The sequence below is a fragment of the Streptomyces sp. NPDC006372 genome, from assembly GCF_040612515.1.
In the GTDB taxonomy this organism is placed as follows: Bacteria; Actinomycetota; Actinomycetes; order Streptomycetales; family Streptomycetaceae; genus Streptomyces.
On record NZ_JBEXQJ010000013.1, the window covers coordinates 25,756 to 38,033 of the forward strand.

A 12,278-nucleotide genomic window follows, 5' to 3' on the forward strand; every position below is an offset into this window, starting at 1 on the left:
CGGAACAGTTTCATGCAAGCACGCTTGATTGTTTCTGCGGCCGCTGCCATGCTCCTCAAGCCGCCGCACCACCCCGCACACCGCCGTGCCCCGAGGGGAGCGCCCGTGTCCGATCCGACCTCCGTGATCGACGATCTGCACGAGGAGAGCGAGGAACTCGACCGCCTCGTGGCCGAGTCGAGCGCCGAGCACTGGGCGCTCGCGACGCCCGCGCCCGGCTGGACCGTGGCCCACCAGATCGCCCACCTCGCCTGGACTGACCGCTCGGCCCTGCTCGCCGTCACGGACGCCGACGGCTTCCGCGCGCTGGTCGAGAAGGCCCTCACGGCACCGGGTTCCTTCGTCGACGACGGCGCCGAGGAGGACGCCGGGCTCCCGCCCGCCGAGTTGCTCGCGCGGTGGCGGGACGGGCGTGCCGCGCTGGAGAGGGCGCTGCGGGCCGCCCCGCCCAAGGCGCGCTTCCCCTGGTACGGCCCACCCATGTCGGCCGCCTCCATGGCGACGGCCCGTCTCATGGAGACCTGGGCCCATGGCCAGGACGTGGCCGACGCCCTGGGTGTGGTGCGCCCACCCACCGACCGGCTGCGGCATGTGGCCTGGCTCGGGGTGCGCACCCGGGACTTCGCCTACGGGACGCACGGGCTTACCCCGCCCGCCGACCCCTTCCGCGTCGAACTCCGCGCACCCTCCGGCGACTTGTGGGCCTACGGTCCCGAGGACGCCCCGCAGCGCGTCACCGGGCCCGCCCTCGACTTCTGTCTCCTCGTCACCCAGCGCGCCCACCGCTGCGACCTCGCCCTGCACGCCGACGGGCCCGACGCCGACCGCTGGCTGGACATCGCCCAGGCGTTCGCGGGACCGCCGGGTGGTGGCCGTACGCCGAAGGGGGAAGCCCCGTGACGCTGCGCATCGGCAACGCCTCCGGCTTCTACGGCGACCGCTTCGACGCCCTGCGCGAGATGCTCACCGGCGGTGAGCTGGACGTCCTCACCGGCGACTACCTCGCCGAGCTGACCATGCTCATCCTCGGCCGGGACCGGCTGAAGGACCCCACCGCCGGGTACGCCCGTACCTTCCTGCGGCAGTTGGAGGACTGCCTGGGACTGGCCCATGAACGGGGCGTCAGGATCGTCACCAACGCCGGCGGACTCAACCCCGCCGGACTCGCCGACGCCGTACGGGCCCTGGCCGGCCGGCTCGGCATCCCCGTACGCGTGGCCCACGTCGAGGGCGACGACCTCACCGCCGCCCACCCGGGCGCCCTCGCCGCCCACGCCTACCTGGGCGGCTTCGGTATCGCGTCCTGTCTGCGCGAGGGGGCCGACGTCGTCGTCACCGGACGCGTGACGGACGCCGCCCTGGTCACCGGCCCCGCCGCCGCCCACTTCGGATGGCAGCCCGGCGACCACGACCGGCTCGCCGGGGCCGTCGTCGCCGGGCACGTGCTGGAGTGCGGGGCGCAGGCCACCGGCGGCAACTACGCCTTCTTCCGGGACGGCGACGTGCGCCGCCCCGGCTTCCCCCTCGCCGAACTCCACGCGGACGGCAGCTGTGTCATCACCAAACACCCCGGCACCGGCGGCTTCGTCGACGTCGGTACGGTGACCGCGCAGCTCCTCTACGAGACCCAGGGCGCCCGGTACGCCGGTCCCGACGTCACCACCCGTCTCGACACCGTCCGGCTCACCCAGGACGGCCCCGACCGCGTCCGGATCGAGGGAGTCCGGGGCGAGGCCCCGCCCCCGGCGCTCAAGGTCGGCCTCAACCGGCTCGGGGGCTTCCGGGGCGAGGTCGTCTTCGTGCTCACCGGCCTCGACATCGAGGCCAAGGCCGCCTTGGTGCGGGAGCAGCTGGAACCCGCCCTCGGCAAGGCCGACGACGTGCGCTTCGAACTGGTCCGTACCGACCGGCCCGACGCGCCCACCGAGGAGACGGCGAGCGCGCTGCTCCGGGTCGTCGTACGCGACCCCGACCAGGAGGTCGTCGGGCGTGCGCTGAGCGGGGCGGCCGTCGAGCTGGCACTCGCCAGTTACCCCGGCTTCCATGTGCTGGCCCCACCCGGAAAGGGCTCGCCCTATGGGGTCTTCGAGGATGTGTACGTCCCCCATGGGGCCGTCGACCATGTGGCGGTCCTCGAGGACGGACGCCGGATCTCCGTGCCGCCGCCCCACGACACCGCCGCACTCAACGAGGTGCCGGAGCCGCCCCTGCCCGAGCCGCTGCCTCCCGGGCCCACCCGGCGTGCCCCCCTCGGCCTCCTCGCGGGTGCCCGCAGCGGGGACAAGGGCGGCAACGCCAACGTCGGGGTGTGGGTGCGCACGGACGACGCGTGGCGGTGGCTCGCGCACGAGCTGACGGCCGAGAAGTTCCGGGAGCTGATACCCGAGAGCCGCCGGCTGAAGGTGACCCGGCACCTCCTGCCCCACCTGCGCGCCCTCAACTTCGTCGTCGAGGGGATCCTCGGCGCGGGCGTCGCCGCTCAGCACCGCTTCGACCCGCAGGCCAAGGCCCTCGGCGAATGGCTGCGCTCCCGCCACCTGGACCTACCGGAGGCCTTGCTGTGACCGTCCTGACCTCCGCGCTCGACACCGGCGGCCCCGAGTACCGGGCCAACCGCGAGGCGATGCTCGCCAAGCTGGCCGAACTGGACGCCGAGCACGCCAAGGCCCTCGCGGGCGGCGGTGAGAAGTACGTCGAGCGGCACCGGGGGCGCGGCAAGCTCCTCGCCCGTGAGCGCATCGAGCTGCTCCTCGACCCGGACACGCCGTTCCTGGAGCTGTCCCCGCTGGCCGCCTGGGGCAGCGACTACACCGTCGGCGCCTCCCTCGTCACCGGCATCGGCGTCGTCGAGGGCGTCGAATGCCTGATCACCGCCAACGACCCGACCGTGCGCGGGGGAGCGAGCAACCCCTGGTCCCTGAAGAAGGCCCTGCGCGCCAACGACATCGCGCTCGCCAACCGGCTGCCCTGCATCAGCCTGGTGGAGTCGGGCGGCGCCGACCTGCCCTCCCAGAAGGAGATCTTCATCCCCGGGGGCGCCGTCTTCCGGGATCTGACCCGGTTGTCCGCCGCCGGCATCCCCACCGTCGCGGTCGTCTTCGGCAACTCCACCGCCGGAGGCGCCTACATCCCCGGCATGTCCGACCACGTGATCATGGTCAAGGAGCGGGCCAAGGTGTTCCTCGGCGGTCCGCCGCTGGTGAAGATGGCCACGGGCGAGGAGAGCGACGACGAGTCCCTGGGCGGCGCCGAGATGCACGCGCGCGTGTCGGGCCTCGCCGACCACTTCGCCGTCGACGAGCAGGACGCGCTCCGCCAGGCCCGGCGCGTGGTCGCCCGCCTCAACCACCGCAAGGCGTACGCCGATCCGGGCCCGGCCGAACCCCCCAAGTACCCCGCCGACGAACTCCTCGGCATCGTCCCCGGCGACCTCAGGACACCCTTCGACCCGCGCGAGGTCGTCGCCCGGATCGTCGACGCCTCCGACTTCGACGAGTTCAAACCGCTGTACGGGACGAGCCTGACGACCGGCTGGGCCAGGCTCCACGGCTATCCCGTCGGCGTGCTGGCGAACGCCCGGGGCGTGCTGTTCAGCGAGGAGTCGCAGAAGGCCGCCCAGTTCATCCAGCTCGCCAACCAGCGCGACATCCCCCTGCTCTTCCTGCACAACACCACCGGCTACATGGTCGGCAAGGAGTACGAGCAGGGCGGCATCATCAAGCACGGCGCGATGATGATCAACGCGGTCAGCAACAGCCGCGTCCCCCACCTCTCCGTCCTCATGGGCGCCTCCTACGGCGCCGGGCACTACGGCATGTGCGGACGGGCCTACGACCCGCGCTTCCTCTTCGCCTGGCCCAGCGCCAAGTCCGCCGTCATGGGCCCCCAGCAGCTCGCCGGAGTGCTCTCGATCGTCGCCCGCCAGTCGGCGGCCGCGAAGGGACAGCCGTACGACGAGGAGGCGGACGCCGCGCTGCGCGCCATGGTGGAGCAGCAGATCGAGTCCGAGTCACTGCCCATGTTCCTCTCCGGGCGGCTCTACGACGACGGCGTCATCGACCCGCGCGACACCAGAACCGTCCTCGGCCTGTGCTTGTCCGCGATCCACACCGCCCCCTACGAGGGCGCGCGCGGCGGCTTCGGCGTCTTCCGGATGTGAGGGACCCTTCCGTGATCACTTCTCTGCTGGTCGCCAACCGGGGCGAGATCGCGTGCCGCGTCTTCCGCACCTGCCGCGAGCTGGGCATCCGCACGGTCGCCGTGCACTCGGACGCCGACGAGAACGCCCTGCACACGCGCATGGCCGACGCGAGCGTACGACTGCCGGGGGCGGCACCCGCCGACACCTACCTGCGCGGCGACCTGATCGTGAAGGCCGCCGTCGCCGCCGGCGCGGACGCCGTGCACCCCGGCTACGGCTTCCTCTCCGAGAACGCCGGCTTCGCCCGGGCCGTCCGGGACGCGGGCCTGCTCTGGATCGGCCCGCCCCCGGCCGCGATCGAGGCCATGGCCTCCAAGACCCGCGCCAAGCGGCTCATGGGCATCCAGCCCCTCACCACCGTCACCGAGGCCGACCTGCCCGTGCTGGTGAAAGCGGCGGCGGGCGGCGGCGGACGCGGCATGCGCGTCGTACGCCGGCTCGCGGACCTGGACACCGAGCTGGCCGCCGCCCGCGCCGAAGCCACGAGCGCCTTCGGCGACGGCGAGGTGTTCGTCGAGCCGTACGTCGAGAACGGCCGCCACGTCGAGGTGCAGATCCTCGCCGACGCCCACGGCACCGTCCGGCCGCTCGGCACCCGCGACTGCTCCCTCCAGCGCCGCCACCAGAAGGTGATCGAGGAGGCCCCAGCCCCCGGCCTGTCCCCGGAACTCGACGACGAGGTGTGCGCCCTGGCCGTCCGGGCCGCCCGGGCCGTGGACTACGTGGGCGCCGGCACGGTCGAGTTCCTCGTCGCCGACGGCAAGGCCCACTTCCTGGAGATGAACACCCGCCTCCAGGTCGAACACCCCGTGACGGAGGCGGTGTTCGGCCTCGACCTCGTAGCCGAACAGATACGCGTCGCCGAAGGCCACGCCCTCGCCGCCGACCCACCACGCGCGCACGGCCACGCCATCGAGGCCCGCCTGTACGCCGAGGACCCCTCCCGCGACTGGTCCCCGCAGACCGGCCGCCTGCACCGCCTGGCCGTACCCGACGGCGTCCGTCTGGACACCGGCTACGTGGACGGCGACGAGATCGGCGTCCACTACGACCCGATGCTCGCCAAGGTCGTGGCGCATGCCCCCACCCGCACGGAAGCCGTCCGCAAACTCGCCACCGCACTGGAACGGGCCGCGATCCACGGCCCCGTCACCAACCGCGACCTCCTGGTCCGCTCCCTGCGCCACCCGGAGTTCACCACGGCCCGCATGGACACCGGCTTCTACGACCGCCACCTGCCGGACCTGACCGAGCCGACGCCCGACCCTCACGCCCCCCTGGCCGCCGCCCTCGCCGAAGCGGCCGGACACTCCCGCTTCGGCGGCTGGCGCAACGTCCCCTCCCAGCCGCAGACCAAGCGCTACCTGATGGCGGGCGAGGAACACGAGGCCCGCTACCGCCACACCCGAGAGGGCCTGGAGGCGGACGGAGTGCGAGTGGTGCACGCCGACGCGCGGCTGGTGGTACTCGAAGTGGACGGAGTGCGGCGCCGGTTCGAAGTGGCCCGCTACGACGACCAGGTCTACGTCAACACCACCGCCCTGACAGCCCTGCCCCGCTTCCCCGACCCCACCACCCAGCACGCCCCGGGCTCCCTCCTGGCCCCCATGCCCGGCACGGTCGTCCGCATAGCCGAAGGACTGACCACGGGAACCCCCGTGAAGGCCGGCGACCCCCTCCTCTGGCTGGAGGCGATGAAGATGCAACACAAGATCACGGCCCCGGTCACCGGAACGCTGAGCGACCTGTGCGTCGTACCAGGCCAACAGGTGGACCCGGGCGCACTACTGGCGGTTGTGCAGGAGACCTGAAGGGGCGCGGGGCTGTATGGAATATGCGGCTCCGCCGCGCGAGCGCGATCAGCCACGACGAAGGAGTCACATGGCCACGATCGAAACCGACGAACACAAGGCCCTCCGTGCAGCCGTAGCAGCCCTCGGCAAACGCCACGGCCGCACCTACGACCGTGAAGCCCTCTGGTCCGAGGCAGGAAAGCTCGGCTACCTCGGCGTCAACCTGCCGGAGGCACACGGTGGCGGAGGCGGCGGAATCACCGAACTCTCCATCGTGCTCGAAGAACTGGGCGCGGCAGGCTGCCCGCTCCTGATGATGGTCGTTTCACCCGCCATATGCGGCACGGTCATCGCCCGCTTCGGTACGGAAGAACAGAAACAGCACTGGCTCCCGGGCTTCGCGGACGGGTCCCGAACCATGGCCTTCGGCATCACCGAACCCGACGCCGGCTCCAACAGTCACCGCATCACCACCACAGCCCACCGCGACGGAACCGACTGGATCCTCACCGGCCGCAAGGTCTTCATCTCCGGCGTGGACCTGGCGGACGCGACCCTCATCGTCGGCCGCACGGAAGACGCCCGCACCGGCCGCCTCAAGCCCTGCCTGTTCATCGTCCCGCGCGACACCCCCGGCTTCACCCGCCACCCCATCGACATGGAACTCCACGCCGCGGAGAAGCAGTTCGAGCTGACGCTCGACGACGTACGACTGCCCGCCGACGCCCTGGTCGGAGACGAGGACGCGGGTCTCCTCCAGCTCTTCGCCGGCCTCAACCCGGAGCGCATCATGACGGCCGCCTTCGCGATCGGCATGGGCCGCCACGCCCTCGCCAAAGCCGTCGAGTACGCCCGCGACCGGCAGGTCTGGAACACCCCCATCGGCGCCCACCAGGCCATCGCCCACCCCCTCGCCCAGGCGCACATCGACCTCGAACTCGCCCGCCTGATGATGCAGAAGGCCGCCCAGCTGTACGACGCCGGCGACGACATGGGCGCCGGGGAGGCCGCCAACATGGCCAAGTACGCGGCCGGGGAGGCCTGTGTGAAGGCCGTGGACCAGGCCGTGCACACCCTCGGCGGCAACGGCCTCACCCGCGAGTTCGGCCTCGCCTCGCTGATAACGGCCTCGCGCGTGGCTCGTATCGCCCCGGTGAGCCGGGAGATGATTCTCAACTACGTCTCCCACCAGACCCTGGGCCTGCCCAAGTCGTACTGAGGGGCCCCGCGCGCGAGGAGGAACCATGTTCCGCAGCGAGTACGCAGACGTCCCACCCGTCGACCTGCCCATCCACGACGCCGTCCTGGCCCGGGCCGGAGAGTTCGGCGACCTCCCGGCCCTCATCGACGGCACCGACGGCACCACCCTCTCGTACGAACAGGTGGACCGGTTCCACCGGCGTATCGCCGCCGCCCTCGCCGAGGCGGGGGTCCGCAAGGGCGACGTCCTCGCCCTGCACAGCCCCAACACCATCGCCTTCCCCACCGCGTTCTACGCCGCCACGCGCGCGGGTGCCACCGTCACCACCGTGCACCCGCTCGCCACCGCCCAGGAGTTCGCCAAGCAACTGACGGACTCGGCGGCCCGCTGGATCGTCACCGTCTCACCCCTGCTGGAAACCGCCCGCCGGGCCGCCGAACTCGCGGGCGGCGTACAAGAGATCTTCGTGTGCGACAGTGCGCCGGGCCACCGTTCCCTCATCGACATGCTGGCCTCCGCCGCCCCCGAACCCCAGGTCGGCATCGACCCCGTGACGGACGTGGCGGCCCTCCCGTACTCCTCCGGGACCACCGGCACCCCCAAGGGCGTGATGCTCACCCACCGGCAGATCGCCACCAACCTCGCCCAGCTCCACCCGGCGATACCCGCCGGCCCGGGCGACCGCGTCCTGGCGGTTCTCCCCTTCTTCCACATCTACGGCCTCACGGCCCTGATGAACGCACCGCTGAGGCAGGGCGCCACCGTCGTCGTCCTGCCCCGTTTCGACCTGGAACAGTTCCTCGCCGCCATCCAGAACCACCGCATCACCGCCCTGTACGTGGCCCCGCCGATCATCCTCGCCCTCGCCAAACACCCGGCCGTCGCCCAGTACGACCTGTCGTCCCTGAAGTACATCGTCAGCGCCGCCGCACCCCTGGACGCCCGCCTCGCCGCCGCCTGCTCCGAACGGCTCGGCCTGCCCCCCGTCGGCCAGGCCTACGGCATGACGGAACTGTCGCCCGGCACCCACGTCGTCCCCCTGGACGCCATGCGCGACGCACCGCCCGGAACCGTCGGCAAGCTCATCGCCGGCACCGAGATGCGCATCGTCTCCCTCGACGACCCCGGCAAGGACCTGCCCGCCGGCGAGTCCGGCGAGATCCTCATCCGCGGACCCCAGGTCATGAAGGGCTACCTCGGCCGCCCCGACGCCACCAGCGCCATGATCGACAGCGACGGCTGGCTGCACACCGGCGACGTCGGCCATGTCGACACCGGCGGCTGGTTGTTCGTCGTCGACCGCGTCAAGGAACTCATCAAGTACAAGGGCTTCCAGGTGGCCCCCGCCGAACTCGAGGCCCTCCTCCTCACCCACCCGGGCATCGCCGACGCCGCCGTCATCGGCAGGTACGACGACGACGGCAACGAGGCCCCGCAGGCGTACGTCGTCCGCCAGCCGACCGCCACCGGCCTCACCGAGGCCGAGATCATGATGTACGTCGCCGAACGCGTCGCCCCCTACAAACGGATCCGCCACGTCACCTTCATCGACGGAGTCCCCCGGGCGGCCTCCGGCAAGATCCTCCGCCGACAGCTCAGGGAGCGCGCATGACCCTCGTGACCCGCAGCCGCACGCGTGCCGTGCAGACCCTGACGCTCGACTCACCGGACAACCGCAACGCCCTCTCCGCCGCCCTGGTCCACGAACTGGCCGACGCCCTCACCGACGCCGGCGAGGACACCGACGTCCGCGCGATCCTCCTCACCCACACCGGCAACACCTTCAGCGCGGGCGCCGACCTCAAGGACCCACCGCCGCCCGAGGCCCTGGTCGCCCTGCTCCGGCAGATCGTCGAACTGCCCAAACCGATCGTCGCCCGCGTCACCGGCCACGTCCGCGCGGGCGGCCTCGGTCTCCTCGCCGCCTGCGACATCGCGGCCGCCGCCACCGGGGCCACCTTCGCCTTCACGGAGGTCCGCATCGGCGTGGCCCCCGCGGTCATCTCCCTCCCGCTCCTCCCGCGCACGGACCCACGCGCCCTGGCCCGCTACTACCTCACCGGCGAACGCTTCGACGCGGCCGCCGCCACCACGACCGGCCTGCTCACCACCCACGGCGACGACGTGGACGCGACACTGGCCCCCCTCCTCGACGGCCTGCGCAGAGCGGCCCCCGACGCCCTGGCCGAGACGAAACGGCTGCTCACGGCTAGGGTGCTGGAAGCCTTCGACCGGGACGCGGCGGACCTGACCGCGCTCTCGGCCCGGCTCTTCTCCTCCCCGCAGGCCCGCGAGGGGATGACGGCCTTCCTCGAACGACGGGATCCGGCATGGGTGGTGTGAGCACGGCGGACCGGGCGGAGCGGGTCCCCAAACAGGACCGCAGCCGGGTCACCCGGCAGCGGCTCCTGGAAGCCGCCGTGTCCTGCCTCGCCGAACACGGCTGGGCCGGCTCCACGGTCTCCGTGGTCGCCGAACGCGCCGGCGTCTCCCGCGGCGCCGCCCAGCACCACTTCCCGACCCGCGAGGACCTCTTCACGGCAGCCGTCGAGTACGTCGCCGAGGAACGCTCCACCGCCCTGCGCGCCCTGTTCCCCCAAGGCGCGGCCGGAGACCGCCACGCCGTCGTCGCCGCCCTCGTCGACCTCTACACGGGGCCGTTGTTCCGCGCCGCCCTCCACCTCTGGGTCGCCGCCTCCAACGAGGACCAGCTCCGCCCCCGCGTCACCGAACTCGAATCCCGCGTCGGCCGCGAGACCCACCGCATAGCGGTCGACCTTCTCGCCGCCGACGAAACCGTCCCCGGCGTCCGCGAAACCGTCCAGGGCCTCCTCGACATGGCCCGCGGCCTGGGCCTCGCCAACCTCCTCACCGACGACACCGCCCGCCGGGAACGGGTGGTGGCGCAGTGGGCGGGGGTGCTGGAGGAGACGCTGGGCTGACCACGGGTGACCGCTCCCAGGCGATCGGGACCACGGCCGGTCAGGGGCTGAGCCGCTCCACCCGCCAGCTCCCGTCCGGCTGCGCCGCATACCGCAACCGGTCGTGCAACCGGTTCTCGCGGCCCTGCCAGAACTCCACCGTCTCCGGCGCCACCCGGAAACCGCCCCAGTGCGGTGGCACCGGCACCTGCTCGCCCTCCGGATAACGCGCGGCCAGCTCGGCGTACGCCCCGTCGATGTCCGCCCGCGTGGCGATCACCGAGGACTGGGCACTGGCCCAGGCGCCGAGCTGCGAGCCGTGCGGGCGGGTGCGGAAGTACGCCGCCGTCTCGTCCCGCCCGGTACGCCGCGCGACCCCGGTCACGATGACCTGCCGGGCCATCGGGTGCCAGGGGAACAGCAGCGAGACGTACGGGTTCTCCGCCAGGTCACGCGCCTTGCGGGAGTCGTAGTTCGTGTAGAAGACGAAACCCTGCTCGTCGAAGTGCTTCAGCAGCACCGTACGGGCGCTGGGCCGCCCCTCGGCGTCGGCCGTCGAGACGACCATGGCGTTCGGCTCGAACAGTCCGCCGTCCGTCGCGGCCTGTTTGAACCAGCGCGCGAACTGTTCGACGGGCGTGGCGGCCAGCTCGGTCTCGGAGAGCCCCTCGGCCCGGTACTGCTTGCGCATCGAGGCCAGGTCGAAGGGGACGGCGTCGCGGTCGGTCACCCGGTCATCTTGCCGTATGGACGGTGTCCTTCGTCACTGAGTGGCACTGAGTGCCGCGAACCCTCCCCAACAATGGCACTCAGGGATATCGTTCTGGTGCCGTTCCGGTTGGGTGACCGCCAGCCGTACGGGGCATCACAGGGGGAGACCGGCCAGGACCGCGAGTCGCGCACACGACCGTGGATCCATCGGACGGCAGCCCGCTTCGCAAGCTGACTGACACATGGTTCGCAGGTCTCACCCCACATCAACACCATCTGTCACTTACATCATGAGGAGCCGCCTGATGTCCGACTTCGTACCCGGGCTCGAGGGAGTCGTCGCGTTCGAGACGGAGATCGCCGAACCGGATAAGGAGGGCGGCGCACTCCGGTACCGGGGCGTCGACATCGAGGACCTCGTCGGCCACGTCTCCTTCGGCAACGTCTGGGGCCTGCTCGTCGACGGAGCCTTCAACCCCGGCCTGCCGCCCGCCGAGCCGTTCCCCATCCCCGTGCACTCCGGCGACATCCGCGTCGACGTCCAGTCCGCCCTGGCCATGCTCGCCCCCGTGTGGGGCCTGAAACCCCTCCTGGACATCGACGCCGAAGAGGCCCGCGACGACCTGGCACGAGCCGCTGTCATGGCCCTGTCCTACGTGGCCCAGTCGGCCCGCGGCCAGGGCCTGCCCATGGTCCCGCAGCGCGAGATCGACAAGGCCCACTCCGTCGTCGAACGCTTCATGATCCGCTGGCGCGGCGAGCCGGACCCGAAGCACGTGGCGGCCGTGGACGCGTACTGGACCAGCGCCGCCGAGCACGGCATGAACGCGTCCACGTTCACGGCACGCGTGATCGCCTCGACCGGCGCCGACGTGGCGGCGGCGCTCTCCGGAGCCGTCGGCGCCATGTCCGGCCCGCTGCACGGCGGCGCCCCGTCCCGGGTCCTCGGCATGATCGAGGAGATCGAGCGCACCGGCGACGCCGAGGCCTACGTCAAGAACGCCCTCGACAAGGGCGAACGCCTCATGGGCTTCGGTCACCGCGTCTACCGCGCCGAGGACCCCCGCGCCCGGGTCCTGCGCCGCACCGCCCGCGAACTCGGCGCCCCCCGCTTCGAGGTCGCCGAGGCCCTGGAGAAGGCGGCCCTGGCCGAGCTCCACGCCCGCCGCCCCGACCGCGTCCTCGCCACGAACGTCGAGTTCTGGGCCGCGATCGTCCTGGACTTCGCCGAGGTCCCGGCCCACATGTTCACGTCCATGTTCACCTGCGCCCGCACGGCCGGCTGGTCCGCCCACATCCTCGAACAGAAGCGCACCGGCCGCCTCGTCCGCCCCTCGGCCCGCTACACCGGCCCCGGCTCCCGCAATCCCCGCGAGATCGAGGGCTACGAGGACATCGCCCACTGACCTCGGCTTCCGGACGGCAGCACGCGAAGCCCCCCGGGCACCGCG

Annotated in this window: 10 protein-coding genes; 9 read left to right on the forward strand and 1 reads right to left on the reverse strand. The window is 72.1% G+C overall.

Annotation, left to right across the window (positions count from 1 at the left end; genetic code table 11):
* Window positions 1-105: 105 nt before the first annotated feature.
* The 8 genes from ABZ016_RS20500 (at window position 106) to ABZ016_RS20535 (ending at window position 10,137) form a co-directional block, all read left to right on the forward strand.
* The gene (locus ABZ016_RS20500) at window positions 106-900 is read left to right on the forward strand and encodes a TIGR03084 family metal-binding protein (RefSeq protein WP_356918055.1); all 795 of its coding nucleotides are present in this window, start codon (window positions 106-108) and stop codon (window positions 898-900) included.
* Complete coding sequence (locus ABZ016_RS20505; protein WP_356918056.1) at window positions 897-2,564, forward strand: acyclic terpene utilization AtuA family protein; 1,668 nt, start codon at window positions 897-899, stop codon at window positions 2,562-2,564. The genes ABZ016_RS20500 and ABZ016_RS20505 overlap by 4 nt, the downstream gene beginning before the upstream one ends.
* Window positions 2,561-4,159 carry a carboxyl transferase domain-containing protein gene (locus ABZ016_RS20510; RefSeq protein ID WP_356918057.1) on the forward strand — a complete coding sequence of 533 codons (1,599 nt, stop codon included), beginning with the start codon at window positions 2,561-2,563 and terminating at the stop codon, window positions 4,157-4,159. The genes ABZ016_RS20505 and ABZ016_RS20510 overlap by 4 nt, the downstream gene beginning before the upstream one ends.
* Before the next feature lie 11 nt (window positions 4,160-4,170).
* Complete coding sequence (locus tag ABZ016_RS20515; RefSeq protein WP_356918058.1) at window positions 4,171-6,012, forward strand: biotin carboxylase N-terminal domain-containing protein; 1,842 nt, start codon at window positions 4,171-4,173, stop codon at window positions 6,010-6,012.
* Between the two features lie 70 nt (window positions 6,013-6,082).
* Window positions 6,083-7,213 carry an acyl-CoA dehydrogenase family protein gene (locus ABZ016_RS20520; protein WP_356918059.1) on the forward strand — a complete coding sequence of 377 codons (1,131 nt, stop codon included), beginning with the start codon at window positions 6,083-6,085 and terminating at the stop codon, window positions 7,211-7,213.
* Between the two features lie 25 nt (window positions 7,214-7,238).
* On the forward strand, window positions 7,239-8,807 hold the full coding sequence (locus ABZ016_RS20525) for a 4-coumarate--CoA ligase family protein (protein ID WP_356918060.1): 1,569 nt from the start codon (window positions 7,239-7,241) through the stop codon (window positions 8,805-8,807).
* Window positions 8,804-9,538 carry an enoyl-CoA hydratase family protein gene (locus tag ABZ016_RS20530; RefSeq protein WP_356918061.1) on the forward strand — a complete coding sequence of 245 codons (735 nt, stop codon included), beginning with the start codon at window positions 8,804-8,806 and terminating at the stop codon, window positions 9,536-9,538. The genes ABZ016_RS20525 and ABZ016_RS20530 overlap by 4 nt, the downstream gene beginning before the upstream one ends.
* Complete coding sequence (locus ABZ016_RS20535) at window positions 9,526-10,137, forward strand: TetR/AcrR family transcriptional regulator (protein ID WP_356918062.1); 612 nt, start codon at window positions 9,526-9,528, stop codon at window positions 10,135-10,137. Before ABZ016_RS20530 ends, ABZ016_RS20535 begins: the two co-directional genes overlap by 13 nt.
* 40 nt (window positions 10,138-10,177) lie before the next feature.
* Here the strand turns inward: ABZ016_RS20535 and pdxH are convergent, their stop codons facing one another.
* On the reverse strand, window positions 10,178-10,846 hold the full coding sequence (gene pdxH, locus ABZ016_RS20540; protein ID WP_356918063.1) for a pyridoxamine 5'-phosphate oxidase: 669 nt from the start codon (window positions 10,844-10,846) through the stop codon (window positions 10,178-10,180).
* Between the two features lie 286 nt (window positions 10,847-11,132).
* On the opposite strand from pdxH, the gene ABZ016_RS20545 reads away from it, so the two are divergent.
* Window positions 11,133-12,233 carry a citrate synthase 2 gene (locus ABZ016_RS20545; RefSeq protein WP_356918064.1) on the forward strand — a complete coding sequence of 367 codons (1,101 nt, stop codon included), beginning with the start codon at window positions 11,133-11,135 and terminating at the stop codon, window positions 12,231-12,233.
* Window positions 12,234-12,278: the final 45 nt, after the last annotated feature.

Bases quoted from the DNA above. Each gene is read 5' to 3' on its own strand.
- ABZ016_RS20530 (WP_356918061.1), top strand. From the start codon at position 8,804: ATGACCCTCGTGACCCGCAGCCGCACGCGTGCCGTGCAGACCCTGACG.
- ABZ016_RS20525 (WP_356918060.1), top strand. From the start codon at position 7,239: ATGTTCCGCAGCGAGTACGCAGACGTCCCACCCGTCGACCTGCCCATC.
- ABZ016_RS20520 (WP_356918059.1), top strand. From the start codon at position 6,083: ATGGCCACGATCGAAACCGACGAACACAAGGCCCTCCGTGCAGCCGTA.
- ABZ016_RS20545 (WP_356918064.1), top strand. From the start codon at position 11,133: ATGTCCGACTTCGTACCCGGGCTCGAGGGAGTCGTCGCGTTCGAGACG.
- ABZ016_RS20535 (WP_356918062.1), top strand. From the start codon at position 9,526: ATGGGTGGTGTGAGCACGGCGGACCGGGCGGAGCGGGTCCCCAAACAG.